Annotated in this window: 19 protein-coding genes; 11 read left to right on the top strand and 8 right to left on the bottom strand. The window is 47.6% G+C overall.

All coding sequences use genetic code 11. From position 1 onward, the window contains the following. Together flgA and KDK16_RS09310 are read left to right on the top strand one after the other, a co-directional pair. Window positions 1-222: flagellar basal body P-ring formation chaperone FlgA (gene flgA, locus KDK16_RS09315; protein ID WP_257275754.1), on the top strand; the 222-nt coding region annotated here is incomplete at its 5' end. A 114-nt stretch (window positions 223-336) separates the two neighbouring features. After that, window positions 337-2,115 (top strand): N-6 DNA methylase, encoded by a 1,779-nt coding sequence (locus KDK16_RS09310; protein WP_257275753.1) that lies wholly within the window; start codon window positions 337-339, stop codon window positions 2,113-2,115. Here the strand turns inward: KDK16_RS09310 and fliP are convergent. The 7 genes from fliP to KDK16_RS09275 all read right to left on the bottom strand — a co-directional run bounded on the left by fliP (window position 2,101) and on the right by KDK16_RS09275 (window position 8,616). Then, window positions 2,101-2,841: a flagellar type III secretion system pore protein FliP gene (gene fliP, locus KDK16_RS09305; RefSeq protein WP_257275752.1), complete on the bottom strand. Its 741-nt coding sequence runs from the start codon at window positions 2,839-2,841 to the stop codon at window positions 2,101-2,103. The genes KDK16_RS09310 and fliP overlap by 15 nt on opposite strands. Window positions 2,842-2,850: 9 nt before the next feature. Further along, window positions 2,851-3,249 (bottom strand): flagellar motor switch protein FliN, encoded by a 399-nt coding sequence (gene fliN / locus KDK16_RS09300; RefSeq protein WP_257275751.1) that lies wholly within the window; start codon window positions 3,247-3,249, stop codon window positions 2,851-2,853. A gap of 24 nt (window positions 3,250-3,273) precedes the next feature. After that, complete coding sequence (locus KDK16_RS09295) at window positions 3,274-4,233, bottom strand: flagellar motor switch protein FliM (protein ID WP_257275750.1); 960 nt, start codon at window positions 4,231-4,233, stop codon at window positions 3,274-3,276. Window positions 4,234-4,312: 79 nt separating this feature from the next. Beyond that, complete coding sequence (gene flhA / locus KDK16_RS09290; protein ID WP_306670780.1) at window positions 4,313-6,415, bottom strand: flagellar biosynthesis protein FlhA; 2,103 nt, start codon at window positions 6,413-6,415, stop codon at window positions 4,313-4,315. Further along, window positions 6,412-7,563: a flagellar biosynthesis protein FlhB gene (flhB, locus tag KDK16_RS09285; protein WP_257275749.1), complete on the bottom strand. Its 1,152-nt coding sequence runs from the start codon at window positions 7,561-7,563 to the stop codon at window positions 6,412-6,414. The genes flhA and flhB overlap by 4 nt, the downstream gene beginning before the upstream one ends. A gap of 10 nt (window positions 7,564-7,573) precedes the next feature. After that, window positions 7,574-8,347, bottom strand: a complete 774-nt coding sequence (gene fliR / locus KDK16_RS09280) for a flagellar biosynthetic protein FliR (protein WP_257275748.1) — start codon at window positions 8,345-8,347, stop codon at window positions 7,574-7,576. Beyond that, on the bottom strand, window positions 8,347-8,616 hold the full coding sequence (locus KDK16_RS09275) for a flagellar biosynthetic protein FliQ (protein WP_257275747.1): 270 nt from the start codon (window positions 8,614-8,616) through the stop codon (window positions 8,347-8,349). Before KDK16_RS09275 ends, fliR begins: the two co-directional genes overlap by 1 nt. Before the next feature lie 236 nt (window positions 8,617-8,852). Between KDK16_RS09275 and KDK16_RS09270 the strand changes: the two genes are divergently transcribed. From KDK16_RS09270 to KDK16_RS09235, 8 genes are all read left to right on the top strand, one after another. After that, entirely contained in the window at window positions 8,853-9,650 is a 798-nt protein-coding gene (locus KDK16_RS09270) for a flagellin (RefSeq protein WP_306670779.1), read from the top strand. Window positions 9,651-9,809: 159 nt separating this feature from the next. Further along, window positions 9,810-11,159 carry a flagellar filament capping protein FliD gene (gene fliD, locus KDK16_RS09265; protein WP_257275744.1) on the top strand — a complete coding sequence of 450 codons (1,350 nt, stop codon included), beginning with the start codon at window positions 9,810-9,812 and terminating at the stop codon, window positions 11,157-11,159. 13 nt (window positions 11,160-11,172) lie between these two features. Next, window positions 11,173-11,574, top strand: coding sequence for a flagellar export chaperone FliS (gene fliS, locus KDK16_RS09260; RefSeq protein ID WP_257275743.1), 402 nt, complete (start codon window positions 11,173-11,175; stop codon window positions 11,572-11,574). A 13-nt stretch (window positions 11,575-11,587) separates the two neighbouring features. Then, window positions 11,588-12,841, top strand: coding sequence for a flagellar hook-length control protein FliK (locus tag KDK16_RS09255; RefSeq protein ID WP_257275742.1), 1,254 nt, complete (start codon window positions 11,588-11,590; stop codon window positions 12,839-12,841). A 30-nt stretch (window positions 12,842-12,871) separates the two neighbouring features. After that, the gene (gene fliL, locus KDK16_RS09250; protein ID WP_257275741.1) at window positions 12,872-13,384 is read left to right on the top strand and encodes a flagellar basal body-associated protein FliL; all 513 of its coding nucleotides are present in this window, start codon (window positions 12,872-12,874) and stop codon (window positions 13,382-13,384) included. Window positions 13,385-13,400: 16 nt separating this feature from the next. Further along, window positions 13,401-14,135 (top strand): sigma-70 family RNA polymerase sigma factor, encoded by a 735-nt coding sequence (locus KDK16_RS09245; RefSeq protein WP_257275740.1) that lies wholly within the window; start codon window positions 13,401-13,403, stop codon window positions 14,133-14,135. A 4-nt stretch (window positions 14,136-14,139) separates the two neighbouring features. Beyond that, window positions 14,140-14,991: a flagellar motor stator protein MotA gene (motA, locus tag KDK16_RS09240; RefSeq protein ID WP_257275739.1), complete on the top strand. Its 852-nt coding sequence runs from the start codon at window positions 14,140-14,142 to the stop codon at window positions 14,989-14,991. Then, window positions 14,988-15,947, top strand: coding sequence for a flagellar motor protein MotB (locus KDK16_RS09235; RefSeq protein WP_257275738.1), 960 nt, complete (start codon window positions 14,988-14,990; stop codon window positions 15,945-15,947). The genes motA and KDK16_RS09235 overlap by 4 nt, the downstream gene beginning before the upstream one ends. Before the next feature lie 43 nt (window positions 15,948-15,990). Here the strand turns inward: KDK16_RS09235 and tcdA are convergent, their stop codons facing one another. Then, window positions 15,991-16,797, bottom strand: a complete 807-nt coding sequence (gene tcdA / locus KDK16_RS09230; RefSeq protein WP_257275737.1) for a tRNA cyclic N6-threonylcarbamoyladenosine(37) synthase TcdA — start codon at window positions 16,795-16,797, stop codon at window positions 15,991-15,993. A 113-nt stretch (window positions 16,798-16,910) separates the two neighbouring features. On the opposite strand from tcdA, the gene glk reads away from it, so the two are divergent. Further along, window positions 16,911-17,882: a glucokinase gene (glk, locus tag KDK16_RS09225; protein WP_257275736.1), complete on the top strand. Its 972-nt coding sequence runs from the start codon at window positions 16,911-16,913 to the stop codon at window positions 17,880-17,882. The last annotated feature ends 188 nt before the right edge of the window (window positions 17,883-18,070 follow it).

Below are 18,070 nucleotides of genomic sequence, written 5' to 3'. Positions count from 1 at the left end.
CAGAAACTGATTTCAGCCAATATGCTTGAAAAAGACTATGTGATTCGCAAGGGGGAAATTGTTCAGATTATTGCCGGCGGTAATGGATTAGAGGTTTCTATGTCTGGGGCATCTCTGGATGATGGCGAAATACACGAAACAATACGGGTAAGAAACCGGTCTTCCGGAAAAATTGTCCATGCAGAAGTGATCAGCACTGGGAAGGTTCGAATTCATCACTAATTTTTTTCTGAATACATTAATCAGCGTCTGATTAGGTGATTTATCAAAAAATTAATTAATCAGCAGATGATTTAGTCAGTAACCATTAAATTAACCCTTTCAGAGAATGATTTTATGAGCCGCGACATCGTTAATGCCCTTGTTCCGGGTACGTTACAGAGTAAAAACTGGTACCAGGCTTACCTGATTTTGCTTGGCCAGCTGTTTGCCTGGGCAAGGTTGTCGGAACTGGAGTTTTTGCCCGAGCGGGAGTTGCCAGACAAACATTCTGAACTCGAGCAGCTGTTCAGAGAAATCGGGCAGAGAAAAGTACCAGAGACTTTTGCCAATAGGGATCAACGTATCTGGCAAATAGCCTGGCAACAGGGAGATGAATTACCTGAACAGATCCCAGTCGATGAAATTACCCGAGCCTGCCACTCAGTGATGACCGCAAAGAGGCATAATTTACTGAAATACAATGAGATTCCTCTGGCCTTACATCATCGATTCAGACCACACTCCTTTGCATTGCCCGAAGCCATTGGCGGTTTGCTGCAAGCGTTGTCAGGATCAGGGGGCAGTTGTTATCTGCCCAATGTCGATAGCTTTATTTTGGGAGCGGATCTTGCGCTTACCGGTCAGGTTTATTCTGAGCAGTCCTCTATCAGTAAGTTGGATGCTCTGAGTGTTCTGATTAATCCGGATATTCATATTGCGCAGGGGCATCCGGTACTTGAGCCTGCTTTTTTTGAATCGGGCCAACTGCAAAAGTTTGATCATGGGGTAGGCCTTCTTACAGCAGACCGCCGTTACAAAGTGAATGAAGTCAGAGATATTTTCCAACGGCTGGATACCCGGGTTCGTAATGAAGAAATGCTTTTTATCCGTCATATGTTCTGGCGCTGTTCAGAGCAGGTTGTTATTGCTGTGTCAGGAGGATTTCTTCAGAAAAATACCGAGCATCATATTGCCTTTCGCCGCTGGTTATTAAAACAGAACAGGCTGCACGCTATTATTAAACTGCCTAAAGGACTGCTACCCGGGCGGGCCACACCACTCTACGTGCTTGTAGCAAAACGACAAGTTACTAACAATATGCATTTGATAGACGCCAGCAGTGATTATTTTAAAGCGACTCCTGTGCGCAAAAAAGGAGCAGCCAGAATTCAGCTGAATAATGTCGATGTCATTCTGGAACAAATGAATGAGGAAACGGCTAGCCCCCGTTTCTCAAAAAAAGTGGATAAAAGGCAGCTCATTCAGGGCAGTGTTATTCTCGATCCCGGACATTATTGTGCTGACACCCGACGCATTGATTTACTCGGCAAGCCCGTCGCTGCCACTCATTTAGAGTCATTGGTTGATATCATAAGAGCTCAGGCTCTACGTGATAATAATCTGGAAAAACAGACCTTTCTGGAAGTGACAGCCAATGACATTAATGAGGCTGGAGAGGTTGAGCACCCTGAAAAAGAAATTCATGTTGATGAAAAAGGGCTGAAACGAGCAAAACAACAATTACTGAGACCAGGAGATGTTCTTGTGGTCATTAAGGGACAGGCGGGGCGAATCGCCATCGTACCCGATGTCTGTGGATTAAACTGGGTGGCTAATCAGTCCTTTGTTATTTTACGACTAAAGCAAAATACTTATCTCAATAGTTCTATTGTTTTATTTCGGTTCCTGCGTTCACAAACTGGCAAGATATTGCTTGATAGTATTTGTACAGAAAGTCAGGTACCGTTTATTCATGGCAATGATTTAAAACAACTTCCTGTTCCCGAGTGGTCTTCCTTTGAACAGCAGCAGGCAGAACAGTCTCACAGAGAAATTCTCAAACTCTATGCCCAGGTTCGCTTTATTCGTGATAAAGCCCGAATGATAGAAAATGAACTGCTAAAAGAAGCTTGATGCCAGGGTACCCATAATCATGGCCCAGCCGTCTACCAGAACAAACAGCATCAATTTGAAAGGCAGCGAAATCATCTGGGGCGACAGCATAATCATGCCCATGGCCATCAGAACACTGGCAACGACAAGATCAATCACCAGAAAGGGAATGTAGATAACAAAGCCAATTTGAAAAGCAGTTTTCAATTCACTGGTCACAAAAGCGGGAATGGCGATGGAGAAAGGCGTATCTGCAACATTTATCGGTGGAGTGGTATCGGCAATTTGATAAAACAATTCCAGATCCGTATCTCTGGTCTGGCGCAGCATAAAATCTTTGACTGGAATGCCTGCCTGTTTTAAAGCCTCCATCAGTGTTAAATGGTCATCCAGATAAGGTTCAACCGCTTGGGCATAAACAACCCCAAATAATGGTTGCATTATAATCAGGGTCAGTGCCAGTGCTATACCCAATAAAACTTGAGTGGGCGGTGTCTGTTGTAAGCCCAGAGCCTGACGCAGAATTGCCAGAACAATAATAATCCGGGTAAAAGACGTCATCATTAACAGTGCAGCAGGAATAAAGCTCAGTGCCGTCATCAGAATCAGAATCTGAAGACTGGCGCTGTATTCCTGAGAATCACCATTACTGGTGACTGTCATTAATGGAAAGCCTTCCTGCGCCCAGATGGGTGACGAAGTCAGGAGCAAAGTCAGGCCACAAAGGGCATAGATCAGCGACCTCATAAGTACAGATCAGGCCAGTTTTTTCAGACGTTCTGATTCGCTGATTACATCCAGCAGGCGAATGCCGTACTTGTCGTTGATCACCACAACTTCGGCGTAGGCTACCAGAGTGCCATTGACTTTCACTTCCAGAGGCTCGGAGGCTTCTTTTTCCAGCTCAACAATTGAGCCTTTATTAAGGTGCATTAGCTCACCAATGTTTATTTCTGTGCTGCCCAGTTCCAGAGACAGTGTCACCGGAATGTCAAGAATCATGCCCAAGTCACTGACTGACTGCGGCAGGTTGTTGGTATCTTCTAACTCTCTGGAGGTGGTTTCTGATTCCAGACTGTCCTGAAGACTGACACCATCTTCTGCAGGTTGTGGCGAGGCCATTTCCTGCTCGTTTTCATTTTCTTCATTACTCATAAACGTCTCTTCCTCGGTCAGACTTTAGTCTGTCTCTTTTGAATACAGAGATTTAAGAATTTTCATGGCCAGCATATTATTCACAGTGCAGACGTCAGCACGGTAAGCTGGAATGCCTGCGAACTTGACCGTGACACTGCTGGGAATATCTGCCTGAATGATCTGTCCGGCTTTCAGCCTTAGCACATCGCGAAGGCTCAGCTTCAACTCGCATAATCGGGCAGAGACTTCCAAAGGCGCCTGCATAACCCCGGCCATCATGTTACGTTGCCAGGTGGGGTCCTGTTCAGTGAATTTAAAGGCCTGCAGCTTTTCTCTAACCGGTTCCAGAGCCTGATAAGGCATGATGATATGAAATGGGCTTTCCGTGGAGCCCAGGGAAATAGTGAAGCGACTCAACAGGATAATCTCGGTATCCGAGCGAAAAACGGTGGAAATGGGGCGGTTATGATTTTCAGCAAGGCGTATTTTGAAAGAAAGAATACTACTCCAGGCTTCGGTCTGATCATCCGCTGCAGATTTTAGCAGGCGTTCCATGATGCGAATCTCGGCGTTAGTCAGCTCCTCTTCATGGCTTTCGTGAAACTCGCCGGTACCACTGAAAAAAATGTCCACAAGAGAATATAAAAGCGGTGTCTCTATGGCCATGAAACCAGCACACTTCAGTGTTGTAGAGCGGTAGATATACTGCACATCAGGTATATCTTCCTGATGCAGATAATCACCGATTTGCAGGGAATCTACAGATTCAAAATGAACATCTACCGGTCGACGAAAAACAGCAGTGAGACTGTGACGAAATAATTGGGAGAATCGCCGGTAGATCAGTTCAAGGGTTGGCAAAAGGTCATGAATCTTATAATCCGGGTTTGTCAGATCATAAGTTGTCAGATCCTTGAATTTTGAAGGCGGGTGAATACGGCGAGTCTTTGTTTCACCCGATAGGCTGGATTTGGTATTGTCTGATAAAGATTTCCGTTCCATGGGAAATTCCATATAACTGGCTTATCACCAGATAATTCTTGTTATTAAAAAACATACCGCTATTAGCTGATAAAGACAATCAGCCAATCTTGCCTACCACAATGACTTCTTTATTTTCAGGGATTTCATTAAACGACAACACATGCATGCCCTCGGTACATAAGCGGGCATATCTGGCCATGGCCGGGCGAAGTGATGCATTGACCAGCATAACAGGCACTTTTCCTTCAGCAGCAAGGTTGGCAGAAACTTCTGGCATTTGAACCTGCAGTTGCTCCGCAATTCGTGGTTCAAGTGGCAGTGTGTCAGGGGAAAAGTCGTTACTCTGTCGGGCCTGTTGGTAACTTTGCATAATGATCTGTTCCAGCTCTGAGCTCATGGTGACAACCGGTATTTCAGAGGTGTTACCTACCAGGTTCTGAATAATGCTGCGCCGCAGGGCAATACGAACTTCAGAGGTCAGCAAGTGTGGTTCTGTAATCCGTTCAGACGATTCCAGCAGGGTGCTGGCGATGGTTTGAATATCGCTGACAGAGACATCTTCGGTCAGCAAATCTCTGAGTATCCGGGAAAACACACTCATGGATAGTTTCTTGGGAATAAGATCTTCAGCCAGTTTCGGGGAATAGTGCGTCAGCTTATCCAGCAGTTGCACCACCTCATCATGCCCAAGCAGCTCACTGGCGTGTTCATCAATAATTTTATTAAGGTGTGTAGCAATAACTGTCGCAGCGTCGACTACCGTGTAACCAAGTCCAACAGCATGTTCCCGCTCGGAAGTTTCAATCCAGAGTGCTTCCAGTCCGTAAGCAGGCTCTGAAGTGGCAATACCATTTATCTCACCAAACACTTCACCGGGATTGATCGCCAATAAACGCATAGGCTCAATCTGTCCTTCGGCGACAATGACACCCTTGAGCAAGATGTTGTAGCTGTCTGGTTTCAGGTTCAGGTTATCTTTCACGTGCACACTGGGAATCAGAAAGCCCAGCTCCCGGGATTGGGTTTTACGAATGCCTTTAAGTTGAGTGAGTAATTGTGCACCCTGTTTTTCATCTGCCAGAGGAATGAGTTTATATCCCAGCTCAAGCCCCAGGGTATCTACCGGGGGAATATCTCCCCATGACCAGGGTGTAGATTCACCAACATCTTCTGTATTGGCCTGAGTCGGGCTGGATTCGGGATCATCCTTCTGACTTTTGCTGGTCCACCAGGCCAGAAAAGCCACAATTAAGCCCAGGCTGAGAAAGGGCACATGGGGCATACCGGGAACAATACCTATCACCATTAAAATCATGGCAGTAAGGCCCAAAGCTTTTGGAGAAGAAAACATCTGCTCGGAAACCTGATGCCCCACATCTGCAGATTCAGAAACACGGGTCACCATGATAGCCGCAGAGGTGGACAGAAGCAGCGAAGGAATCTGAGCCACCAGGCCATCACCAATCGTCAGAAGAGAATAAACAGCAAAGGCTTCCCCGGCGGATAACCCCTGACCAATGGTGCCTATCAGCATTCCACCAATGATATTGATGGCAAGAATAAGCAGACCGGCCACAGCATCGCCCCGGACAAACTTGCTGGCACCGTCCATTGAGCCGTAGAAGTCTGCCTCCCGACGTACACTTTCCCGCCGGTCGTGCGCTTCCTGCTGATCAATAACGCCGGCATTGAGGTCTGCATCGATGGACATCTGCTTGCCTGGCAGAGCATCGAGAGTAAAGCGGGCGGTCACTTCAGAAATACGACCAGCGCCTTTAGTGACCACGACAAAGTTGATAATCACCAGAATAAAGAACACCACCAGTCCGACGACGTAACTGTTGCCAATAACGACCTCACCAAAGGATTGAATCACCTTTCCGGCAGCGCCATTGCCGGTGTGTCCATTGAGGAGAACGACCCGGGTCGATGCCACGTTCAGGGCGAGGCGCAATAAAGTGGAAACCAGCAGGATGGTTGGAAACACGGCAAATTCAAGAGGCCGAAGTGTGTAGATACTGACCAAAAGGATAAGCAGCGACAATGCGATGTTGAAGGTAAAGAATACATCCAGCATAAAAGGCGGCATGGGCAGTGTAACCATACCGAGCGTCATCAGAACGATCAGCGGAATCCCGATATTCAGGTTGCCGCTTTTGGGCGACATCATGTATAGCAGACGTTGAGCTTCCTTGATCATTGTCTCTTTTTATCCCATTTTTCCCGGAAGGCACTGGGGATTTCCGGTATTGGTAAATCGGGTGCCTTGCCTCTGCGTCCGGCCTGAAAGTCATTCAGATGATGGACGTAAGCCAAAATTTGAGCAACGGCCAAAAACAGGTCGTCGGCTATTTCCTGATTCAACTGTGTCGTATGATAAATCACCCGGGTTAACGTCGGAGACTGTACCACCGGTTTATTATATTCCCGCGCTACAGCACAGATGCGCAGGGCTACCCGGTCAACTCCTTTTGCCACGACATAAGGGGCTCTGGCCTTATCCAGATCATACTTCAGAGCTACAGCAAAGTGAGTTGGGTTGGTGATTATTACATCTGCTGAAGGAACGGCCTGCATCATTCTGCGGCCAGCAATTTCCTGTTGCTTCTCTCGCAGTTTTGAACGAAGTTCTGGCTGACCTTCAGACTCCTTCATTTCATCACGCATTTCCTTGTGTGTCATGCGCAGTTTTTTCATGTGGTTCCATCTTTGAAAAGGCACATCGATAAAACAGATCAGCAGCAGGGCGCTGACCAGAATTGTGATGGCCATGGCCAGATGGCTCAGCCCCTCTGACACTGCATGAACGAGCGGCAGCCGGTTCAACCAGAGTACATCCCGAAAGAACCACTGATTAATGAGCCAGAGAGAAAAAGCCAGCAGCGAGATTTTGGCAATGGACTTTAGCAACTCAATCATGGAGTTGGCAGAAAACATGCGTTTAATGCCTTTGAAGAAACTGATGCGTTCAGCCTTGGGTCGTATCTGTTTATTTGAGAATATCCAGCCTCCTAAAGCCGCTGAAGCGGCTATTGAAGCCAGAATGACAATCAACATAAAGGGCAGCAGGCCGGAGAAGCCCTGAGTTATGCTGATGATCAGGTGCTCCGTTAGCCAGCTTTCCTGACGCAATGCGTCTCTTTCAAACCTGAAGCTTTTGTGCATAACCTGAAACAGCTGGTCACGAATGAGCCCACCACTGAGCCAGAAAGCGGCCAGAGTTGAAGCCAGTAGGGCAAAGGTGACCAGTTCCCGGGATCGGGGGACCTGACCTTCGTCACGGCTCTTTTGAAGTTTTCGTTCTGAGGGTTCTTCTGAGCGTTCCCCGGTCTGTCCTTCTTCTGCCATCTTGAAATACCTAAAGAACCAGAGATCGTAGAATTGCCAGAACGGTCTGAGTCAATCGCGTGAAGACACCGTTCAGGGTCGAACTGATCAGCATCAGAATAAATATGCCTGCCAGCATGGTCAGAGGAAAACCCAGACTGAAAATATTGAATTGCGGAGCTGAGCGGTTCATGACACCAAAGGTGAAAGTGACAATTAATAAGGCAACAATGGCAGGTAGAACCATCAATAGTGCGCTGGCAAACATCCAGCCGCCCATGGCGGGCATTTGGTGAATATCCAGTTGACTGACAGAAAAGGGTGCAATGGGAATGGTATTAAAGCTCTCTACAACAATAGAAATGACGACCAGATGCCCATCAACCGCCAGAAACATCAGGAAACTCAGTAGCTGGAATACCTGGCTGATAACCGGAATCTGGGCGCCATTCATCGGATCGAACATGACCGCCATACCCAGACCCATCTGCAGGGAGAGCATCTGACCGGCGGAGGTGAAAATAGCGAAATAGATTTGCAGTACCATCGCCATTAAAAGCCCGACAGCCAGCTGTTGTGCAGTGATCAAAAGGGCTGCACCCGATAATGGTTCAACAGCGGGCACCGCAGGTAACATAGGGGCAACAATAATAGTGATGCCCATCGCCAGAATAACCCGGATTCTGGGTGCTACTACCTGGCTACTGATAATGGGCATCGCCAGAAAGAGTGCACCGATACGAAAAAATGGCCAGAGATACTGACCGATCAAGCCTACCACCTCAGAGAAGGTAAAGGTCCCCATCAGGCCAGCATCTCCGGGATAAATTCATACAACCGGAGAAACAGATCCATAAATTCCTGAATCAGCCAGGGGCCAGTGAGGCCTATAGTGACCAGTGTCGCCAGCAAACGGGGCAGGAAACTGAGGGTTTGTTCATTGATTTGAGTCGCTGCCTGCAGTGTGCTGACCACAAGGCCAACCAGCAGTCCGGGCATCACAATTACCGAGACCATCAGAACAATGAGGGTCAGCGCATCACGAAAAAGGTCTGCCACAACTTCCGGTGTCATGGGGTTTCCTCTGGATAAAAATAAATGCGTTATAAATATATAAAAACATTTTTTTACTTTAAAAACGACTTAAAGAAATGACAAATTTTGTTAAATATTCTCCTTACGCGATTAATTAAAAAAAACGGCAGCTCTATTTAAGAAATTCAGAATCCCTTCCGAGTGGTACTTATCAACAGGCAGTACGTTGAAGTAATCAAGCGATTAAACCTGAATAGGGAATTAGTAAAATGGCAATGACCGTAAATACCAATATCTTCTCTCAGAATGCCCAGCGTAATTTGGGTAAGACTGAGACGGGTCTTCAGACCGCCATGCAGCGTCTGTCTTCTGGTATGCGTATTAACAGTGCTAAGGATGATGCCGCCGGTTTGCAGATTGCGAATAAAATGGCTGCACAAATTGGTGGACTGGGTGTCGCTATCCGAAATGCCAACGATGGCATCTCCATGGCACAGACTGCTGAAGGTGCTATGAGCGAGATCACTAACTCTTTGCTGCGTATGAGGGATCTGGCTTTGCAGGCATCAAGTGGTACCTATGAGGCTGCTGATGTGACTGCCCTGCAAGCCGAATACGATGCTCAACTGGCTGAGATTACCCGTATTGCCTCAACGACTGAGTTTAACGGGACAACCGTTCTTGGTGCAGGTACTGTCGAAATTGCCGTTGACTATACCGATGCTACCACCAATAACATAGACCTCAATTTTACTGCCGTTGCGCTGACGGCTGTTACCTTTACCGATGCCGCCACAGCTCAAACGGCAGTGGGTGCATTGGATGTCGATATTGCCGCCTACGACGCTGTTCGGGCCAGTCTTGGTGCATCCCAAAACCGACTGACCACTACCGTCAATAACCTTTCAAATATCCGTGAAAACCTGAGTGCTTCCAGAAGCCGTATCGTGGATACTGATTTTGCTGCAGAAACAGCGAATCTGAGTAAGTATCAGGTCATGCAACAGGCCGGTACTGCTGTGTTGGCTCAGGCTAACGCTATACCTCAGAACATTCTGTCTCTGCTGCGATAATCGCTTCAGGACAGTTTGTAAAATTCAGTCAGCTTTAATGCTGATCGTCTTTGTGGGAGCTAACCAGCTCCCATTTTTTTATAGAGCTGTCTGTTATTCGGTTATGTTTCTCAAAGCAGTGCCGACTGAATAAAAGCAGGCATTAATCAGAGGCTGATTATGTTCAGTTTGAATGGCATTTTCTCGGGACTCGATGTGAGCTCCATGGTGAACGCTTTGGTGGAGGCTGAGCGTGCTCCGACCGAAAGCCGTTATGCCCGCAGAGAGGAGGCCTTTAACGTGGAACTCTCTGCTGTTGGGACGCTAAAGTCTGCTCTGGATGATTTTAATACCCAGATAGAAAGCCTGAACAGCATCAGTAAATTCAGTCCCAGGGCAGTCAGCATCAGTAATGAGTCAGTTCTGAGTGCAACTGTTTCCAGCAGCGCCGGGGCAGGCAGTTATCAGTTTTATGTGGATCAGCTGGCCACCCGCCATCAGACGGTATCCACATCTATTGCTTCAGATGCCACCGTTGGTTCCGGAACGGTCAACCTCTCGGTTAACGGTGAAAGCTTCTCTGTTGTTATCGAACCGGGAACAGAGAGCCTGACTGATGTACGTGATGCCATAAACAATGCTGCTGATAACTCCGGAGTGCAGGCAACAATTATCAATGAAAGCGGTCAGCAACGTCTTATGCTGACTAGCGAGAAATCTGGCGCAGCAAACACCATAACGAGTGATTTCAGTGGCCTTTCCGGTGGATCAGAAACTCTGGGATCCTTTACCGACTTGCAGGTGGCAGTCGATGCCAGCATACGGTTTGGTTCAGGGGCCTCTGCCATCACTATTACTTCCGAAGATAACCAGCTCGAAAATCTTATTGATGGCGTCACGCTTGATTTGAAAGCCGTCAGCACAGATCCGGTAACCGTAAATATTTCCATAGACAAAGACAGCCTGAAAGAGTCTATGCAGGGGTTTGTGGATGCCTGGAACAATGTTAAGTCTACCCTTGATAACCTGACGGATTTCAACGGTATTACAGCGGGGCCTCTTAATGGTGATGCCCAGGCCCGGGCTATTGAGGGACAGTTGAGAAGTGTCATCAGCTCTTTATACGGTGAAGACGGTGACACATTCAGAACGCTCGGGCAATTGGGGCTGACAACCACCGAAGACGGCTCGTTAAATCTGGATTCCGATAGTCTGGATGAAGCTCTGGCTAACAACTTTGATGAATTGGCAGAAGTGCTGGCCGGTGAAGATGGCTTAATGAGTCAACTGGCAGCCGTTCTCACACCTCACCTTGAAAGTAGCGGAACGCTTGACAGTCGGGAAGACAGGATTAATGAAGGCTTGAGTGATATTGAAGATGATCGTGCCGCACTGGAGTTGAGACTGGAACGAACCCGCAGTTATTACCAGAATCAGTTCCTGACGATGGAAAGTATTCTGGCATCACTGAGTGGAACCAGTGATTGGATCACCAGCAGTCTGAATAGTCTGAATAACAATAATTCCTGATCATGGAGGGGTCATGAAGCAAAAAGGTCTGGGTGCTTATAAACAACAGGAAAAAGCAGGTGTAGAAGCGTCTGATTCTGTTCAGCTGGTGGGTGTGTTGTTTACTAAACTGATGGACAATCTGGCTAAGGCAAGCCACTACATTGAGCGAAAAGATTTTACCAACAAGTCGGATCGACTCTCCCTTGCCATCGAAATTCTGCTGGTACTGGAACAGTCACTGGATTTTCAAAAAGGCGGTGACTTAGCCGACAATCTTCAATCGTTATATCTCTATTGTATTAGACGTTTAACAGATGCCAATACAGGTAATGATGTGTCCGCTATCAGTGAAGTGATGGGGCTGTTAAAAGAAATTCAGGAAGCCTGGACTTATATTTCCACACCTCAAGCTGCGATGGCAACTATCCAGTAACGGGGCGGTTTGAATGGAAAATCAGGGACTGCCAGTTTTTTCGTTGTTATCTTTGTCCGGTTCGGTGCCGTCGGTTGAGGGTGCCCAACCGCAGGTCATGGCGGCTGCTCAGGCAGCTACAACCTCTTCAGAGTTGACGTTTGACACCATTCTTCAACAGTTTTCCTCAATAGAATCTGCAGCCACAGAGTTAGTCTCTCCAGAGCTTTTATCTCCGGAGCTTTTATCTCCACAATTGTTGCCTGTTAATTGGCAGGCAAAATCAGATGTGCTTTTGGCAAGCCCGGGGGCTTCAGAACGGACAAAGCATTTTCCCGTTACACACTTGCCAATAGTGACAAGCGAGAAAAAACCTGAACAGGCCACTGTGGAGATAAAAAATACCTCTTTAACAGAAGGGGTAACTGAACGACCCGATTCAAATGTGTCAATGCCCATAAAGGCTGCAAAACTCCAGCTGCCTGTCCGAACCCGGGCATCAGAGGTCTCTTTGACTCCGGTTATCACCCAGAGGGCGACTCAGGCTCAAAGACCATTAACGGATGTTAATCAGGTGTTGGAGGTAAATCACCAAACAGAAAAGCTCAGGCCGGAAGTCACATTAAAACCGGATCAAATCCTGGCAGAAGCCAAAGTGCCGGAGATAAAAAATCACAATGGAATAAAAGAAATTCCAGCTCCGCAGCCTCTGTTCAATCTTGAAATGGAGCGAAAGGCCACTCTAAAAACAGTGCCTGTATTGATGCAACAATCTGAGTCAATAACGGCCATTGCTCATCAGGCGCCACAACATTCTGTTTCAATTCAGATGACTGAGCCATCATCAGCCGCTCAGTCACCTCTAGTTAAACAACCTTTCCTGCAACCTGAACTAGCCCAGCGACCGTTTGGGCAGACAGTGGTCCAGATGATTAAGCAGGGTGAGCAGAAAATGGAGTTTCGCTTAGACCCACCGGAATTAGGCCGGGTAACGCTGACTGTGAGCGTTGATAGAGACGCTGTCAGCCTTCAGGCGATAACGGCAACACCGGCAGCCAGAGACTTGTTGCTGCTTCATGGCGATCGCCTGCGGGAAGCTCTTAATAGTGAATCACTGACTCTGGGGCAAATGTCAGTGGATGTGGGTAGCCAGAAAGAGGCCGATACATCGGAACAATCTTCAGAATACCTGCCCACCGCCGATGGTTGTCATGAATCAAAGGGTTATCAGAGTGCCCAGGAACAATTCAGGGTTCATGGCGGCAGATTATTGGATCATTTCGTTTAACAGATCATCGGAAAAGGAGTTTTTGGACTCATGGCAGATGAAAAGGAAAGCAGTGCCTCTGAAGACAAAAATTCAGGCAACAGCAAGTTATTAATCATCATCATTATTCTTCTGGTGCTGTTGCTGGCTGGTGGTGGCGGTTTTGTAGCAATGACAATGATGGCTCCTAAAGAGCAACCGCAACAGCAACAGCAACAGCAACCGCAGCAACCAGTGGCAGCATTGGCGCCACCCAGTTTTATGATGCTTGAGCCGTTTATTATCACTCTTAAAAGTGATGCCCGACCTCGATATATGCAGATAAAACTGTCATGGATGGTACGGGATGAAACGGTGATCGCAACACTGGAAGCTTATCGGCCACTTATTCGTAATGAAGTCATCAACTACCTGGGCTCTCTCTCTTATGAACAGGTTAAAGCCGGGGGCGTCACAGAGATTATCCGCGCTGAAACGCTGGCAAGAGTGAATGCACTGCTGGACAAAGAGAGGGTGGGAGCAAGGGTGGATGACTGTCTGATTACGGATCTTGTGATTCAGTAGCAGCTTAGTGGCAGACATGCAGCAAAAAGGACTTAACGCTTATCGCCAACAGGCAGGAAATCAGCGGGATGTTCTGGTTAAGCAGCACTTGTCCCTGGTTAAGAAGATTGTGCTGCATCTGGCCAGCAGTCTGGGCAGCAACATCTCCCGGGATGATCTCTTGCAAGCAGGCATGATGGGTCTGCTGGATGCTGCCAGTCGTTATGATCCGGGTCGCAAAGTCCCCTTTGAACAGTTTGCCAAAACCCGGATTCGAGGCGCAGTGATTGATGAGCTACGACAGTGGGACTGGCGCAGCAGAACAGACCGGGAACACGGGCAGAAAATCAGTAATGCCATCCAGAAGTTAAATACAAACCTGGGACGGGCTCCGTCCGAGTCCGAAATTGCAGAAGAACTTGGCGTCAGTCTTGAGCGATACCACCGTATGTTACAGGGCAGTAGTTCCGACAGTCTGTTGAGTCTGGATGGGCTGATGCAGGGTGAGTCTGACAGCCGAATCATAGAGATCAATGATGACGACTCTGTAGAAGTGGTTGCCATGGGTGGAGAGCGCAGTAAAGCTCTGGCAAAAGCATTACAGGAGCTGCCGGAACGAGAGCAACATCTGATGAATCTTTATTACGTTCATGAACTGAATATGAAAGAAATTGGAGAAGCTTTGGACCTGACGGAGGCCCGTATTTGTCAGTTACACCGTCAGGCTGTCTTACGATTGCGCTCGCTGCTGGAAGAATGGAACAGGGACTAATGCTATGAAAATCTTGGGGCTACTGATCCAGCTTGGCTGCATCTTTGGTGGTTTTATGGCTGCTGGTGGTGAAATGGCGGCTATCTGGCAGCCCGCAGAAATAGTGATGATTGGTGGTGGAGCATTGGGGGCATTCATCATTGCCAACCCAACTAACGTTGTGAAAGCGGCGGGACGGCACTTGGTTTATACCGTCAACAATTCAGGTTTTAATCGTGAATATTATGATGAGCTGCTCTCCCTTATGTATACATTATTTAATATGGCGAAAAAAAAGGGGGGGAGTAAGGCCCTTGAAGAGCACATAGAAAACCCTGAAAACAGTGATGTTTTTTCAAAATATCCTCTGATTATGAAGACGCCTCATATCTATAACTTCATTGCTGAAAACCTCAGGCTGTCACTGGTAGACGGCATTGAACCCCACGAATACGAAACCATTATTGAGGAAGAAATTGAATCCATGGAGTCAGAAATGATGCGTCCGGCAGATGCTCTGCAGCTGATTTCGGATGCTTTGCCGGGCTTCGGTATTCTGGCAGCAGTATTGGGTATTGTTATTACGATGGGCGCGATAGATGGCCCGATGGATCAACTGGGCAGATTGATTGCTGCGGCTCTGACAGGGACTTTTCTTGGCATATTTATGGCCTACGGACTGGTTGGACCATGCGCAACGGCCATTGGTCACTCAATCAATCAGGAAATAAGAGCATTTGAATGCATTAAGGTGGGGCTGGGCACTAACAAGTCCGGGTTTCCTCCCATTGTTTCAGTTGATTCTGGCAGAAAAATGCTTTTTTCAGACAAACGACCCACTTTCGGTGAACTGGAAGAGTTACTGGACGGCCAATGAGCAAAGGTCATGTTATTGTCATCAAAAAGAAGCATGGCGGTCATGGTGATGGTCATCATGGAGGTTCATGGAAAGTAGCCTTTGCTGATTTTGCCATTGCCATGATGGCTTTGTTTCTTCTACTGTGGATTATGAGTGCCACTGATAAGGAGCAGAAGAAAGCCATTGCGACCTATTTTGAAGATCCGGGCTCATTCCGCCATCCAAGCAGCTCCAAGCCCATTAATTTTGGGGTAGCAAATACTGTGGTGGATATTCCCAAACCGGGGCCAGGCAAACAAGGCAGGGAAGACACTGAAGTTATTGCTGACCAAAACACCAAAACACTGAATAACACGCTGATTTTCGACAAGCTGTCCGATGAATTACAAAAATTGATCGGTGGCAGTAAGTCAGCCGGAAGATATGAAGATTACATTTATTTGGAGGAAACACCGGAAGGCTTGCGCATTGTCATTCTGGACAATAACAAGCGGGATATGTTTGAAAAGGGGAGGGCGAGACTGCAGCCATTTTTTCAGGATTTACTGCTTGAACTGGCCCCTATTCTGAACAAACTTTCTTTCAACCTCATGATAAGCGGGCATACTGACAGCTCTGGCTTTCAGAGGAATGACTATTCAAACTGGGAGCTGTCATCAGCCCGGGCTCAGATTGCAAGAAGAACGCTGGTTTTCGGAGGATTAGAAGAGTCCCGGATTATGATGGTATTGGGTATGGCTGACCGGGTATTGCGCAACCCTGAAAACCCTGAAGCCAGCTCCAATCGTAGAATTGAAATTCTGCTCCTGGCAAAAGATATGGAAGAGCGGATTGAAAAGATGTTTGCACCCATTGAAGAAGGCACCCAAAAGCTGAGCGAAGGAGACTCACGGAAAATGCGCAAAGCGCTCGAAAAAGCCAAAAGTAATCAACTCCCGGAAGAAATGAAAGACAATATAGAATGGGGCAATTAGTTACCTGCCCAATGAGCCAGAAATATTCGATTCCGTCAGTTACTCAGATTTTCTTATCGATGATTTTTTTAATGATACGAGAGACGGCCACAAAGCCAAACGTAGCCGTCACTACGGTCGTGGCACCAAAACCACTGGCACAATCCATTTTTGTTGACCCCAGATCCGAAGGTTTCTGCTGGCATACCGTTCCATCGGGCTGAGGATAAACCGCCTGTTCTGAAGAAAAGACACAATCGACACCAAACTTCCGCTTGTTGTTTTTAGTAAAGCCGTGGAAGTCTCTCAGATGATTTCTGACTTTTTTTGCCAGAGGGTCGTGCCAGGTTTTGGTGAGGTCGGTAATCTGTATCTGGGTGGGATCGACCTGACCACCGGCACCACCGGTTGTGATCACTGGAATCTTGTTTCTTTTGCAGTGATGAATCAGGGCAGCCTTGATTCTGAAACTGTCTATGGCATCCAGTACATAATCGAAGTCCTGACTGATCAGCTCAGACACATTTTCGGTTGTTATAAAGTTTTCAATGACATGGCACTGGCAGTCCGGATTAATGGACTGAATGCGGCTGGCCATCACTTCACATTTGGACTGACCAATCGTTTCGGTGGTGGCATGGAGTTGACGGTTGATGTTAGTGACACAAACATCATCCAGATCAATCAGAGTAATGCTGCCCACCCCGGTTCTGGCCAGAGCCTCTGCTGCCCAGGAGCCGACTCCGCCAATACCTATGACGCAGATATGGGACTGTTTCAGCCTGTCTACGGCATCGCTGCCATAGAGACGGCGGCTGCCTCCAAATCGGGCGTCATAGCCAGTGGTTGAATGTTCCGAAGCAACTGTCATAAAAAGAGTCCGAGAGCCTTTGGGTAAAAATCTTACAGGTCATGAATCCGGGCGCAGGATTATAATACTGACATCCTCTCTTGTCATGGAGCCGGTTGGCCCGGGAGTATCGGATGACTCAAGTATTGCGATCTCTGGTGGGGGATATTGGTGGTACCAATGCCCGTTTTGCTCTGGTGAATCCTGACAGTCTGGTGCTGGAAGGTATTCAGACAATGTCGAGTATTGATTATTCCGATCTTGAAGATGCCGTCCGGCTCTACCTGAAAAATCAGGGCGTTGAAACCATTACCAGAGTTTGTCTTGCCGTTGCCGGTCCGGTCGTGGACGGAAAAGTCAGTTTCACTAACAGCCACTGGAAAATTGATCAGCAACAGTTCAAACAGGACTTTGAATTGGAAGTGATGGCGCTGATCAATGATTTTGCCGCGCAGGCTTTGGCGGTTCCTCACCTTCCTTCAAACGAACTCATGCCTGTTGGGCCTGAGTTGGACGTTGATCCTGATGCCGTCAAGCTGGTGATCGGCCCGGGAACCGGTCTGGGGCTTTGTGGATTAATCGAAACCCCTGTGGGTTGGCAGGCTCTGCCCGGAGAAGGCGGCAATGCCGACTTTGCACCTTCTACGGAAAGAGATATTAGTGTCTGGCGATTCATCCGAAAAGAGGTTGGGGGGTTGTTGGGGGTTGAGAGAATACTCTCTGGCTCAGGTCTGGAATTATTGTATGAAGCGCACTCCAGTCTCGATGGTCGGATGGATAAACTACAGGCGGCAGATATTACGGTTCAGGCTCTGGAACAAAATGATTCTCTGGCCTATGAAGTGCTGGACCACTTTTTTGAGATTCTCGGCAATACCGCCGGAAATGCGGCACTGATTCTGGGAGCAAGGGGCGGTGTCTATATTGCGGGTGGAATTATCCCAAGAGTGAAAACGCTGTTTGCCAGGGGAACATTCCGGAAAGCCTTTGAGAACAGAGACAAGATGAAAGACTACATGTCTGGCATACCAACATGGCTCATATTGTCTGAACATCCGGGGTTAACAGGAGCGGCGGCCTATTTGAACTGTTCAGGTTATCATTAAAGTCAGCTGTCTTCTAAAAGTATCCCCAGAGGTTGTGGATAAGTCTGGGATTAACCTTTGGGTGGTTTTCCGAACTTCAGGGAAATAACAAACTGCAAATAAGTGGTTAAAAAACGATCAATGGTTGGTTGAAAGCACTCACCAGATCAGGCTGCAATAGTCAGCCTGACACCCAGCGCTTTCAGCAG

The sequence above is a fragment of the Endozoicomonas sp. SESOKO4 genome, from assembly GCF_024606275.1.
The sequence above is the reverse complement of the archived record's forward strand: the minus strand, read 5'-3'. Positions and strand labels throughout refer to the sequence as shown.

Excerpts from the sequence above, each read along its gene's own strand:
- KDK16_RS09310 (WP_257275753.1), top strand. The coding sequence starts at position 337 with ATGAGCCGCGACATCGTTAATGCCCTTGTTCCGGGTACGTTACAGAGT.
- fliP (WP_257275752.1), bottom strand. The coding sequence starts at position 2,841 with ATGAGGTCGCTGATCTATGCCCTTTGTGGCCTGACTTTGCTCCTGACT.
- fliN (WP_257275751.1), bottom strand. The coding sequence starts at position 3,249 with ATGAGTAATGAAGAAAATGAAAACGAGCAGGAAATGGCCTCGCCACAA.
- KDK16_RS09295 (WP_257275750.1), bottom strand. The coding sequence starts at position 4,233 with ATGGAACGGAAATCTTTATCAGACAATACCAAATCCAGCCTATCGGGT.
- flhA (WP_306670780.1), bottom strand. The coding sequence starts at position 6,415 with ATGATCAAGGAAGCTCAACGTCTGCTATACATGATGTCGCCCAAAAGC.
- flhB (WP_257275749.1), bottom strand. The coding sequence starts at position 7,563 with ATGGCAGAAGAAGGACAGACCGGGGAACGCTCAGAAGAACCCTCAGAA.
- fliR (WP_257275748.1), bottom strand. The coding sequence starts at position 8,347 with ATGGGGACCTTTACCTTCTCTGAGGTGGTAGGCTTGATCGGTCAGTAT.
- KDK16_RS09275 (WP_257275747.1), bottom strand. The coding sequence starts at position 8,616 with ATGACACCGGAAGTTGTGGCAGACCTTTTTCGTGATGCGCTGACCCTC.
- KDK16_RS09270 (WP_306670779.1), top strand. The coding sequence starts at position 8,853 with ATGACCGTAAATACCAATATCTTCTCTCAGAATGCCCAGCGTAATTTG.
- fliD (WP_257275744.1), top strand. The coding sequence starts at position 9,810 with ATGTTCAGTTTGAATGGCATTTTCTCGGGACTCGATGTGAGCTCCATG.
- fliS (WP_257275743.1), top strand. The coding sequence starts at position 11,173 with ATGAAGCAAAAAGGTCTGGGTGCTTATAAACAACAGGAAAAAGCAGGT.
- KDK16_RS09255 (WP_257275742.1), top strand. The coding sequence starts at position 11,588 with ATGGAAAATCAGGGACTGCCAGTTTTTTCGTTGTTATCTTTGTCCGGT.
- fliL (WP_257275741.1), top strand. The coding sequence starts at position 12,872 with ATGGCAGATGAAAAGGAAAGCAGTGCCTCTGAAGACAAAAATTCAGGC.
- KDK16_RS09245 (WP_257275740.1), top strand. The coding sequence starts at position 13,401 with ATGCAGCAAAAAGGACTTAACGCTTATCGCCAACAGGCAGGAAATCAG.
- motA (WP_257275739.1), top strand. The coding sequence starts at position 14,140 with ATGAAAATCTTGGGGCTACTGATCCAGCTTGGCTGCATCTTTGGTGGT.
- KDK16_RS09235 (WP_257275738.1), top strand. The coding sequence starts at position 14,988 with ATGAGCAAAGGTCATGTTATTGTCATCAAAAAGAAGCATGGCGGTCAT.
- tcdA (WP_257275737.1), bottom strand. The coding sequence starts at position 16,797 with ATGACAGTTGCTTCGGAACATTCAACCACTGGCTATGACGCCCGATTT.
- glk (WP_257275736.1), top strand. The coding sequence starts at position 16,911 with ATGACTCAAGTATTGCGATCTCTGGTGGGGGATATTGGTGGTACCAAT.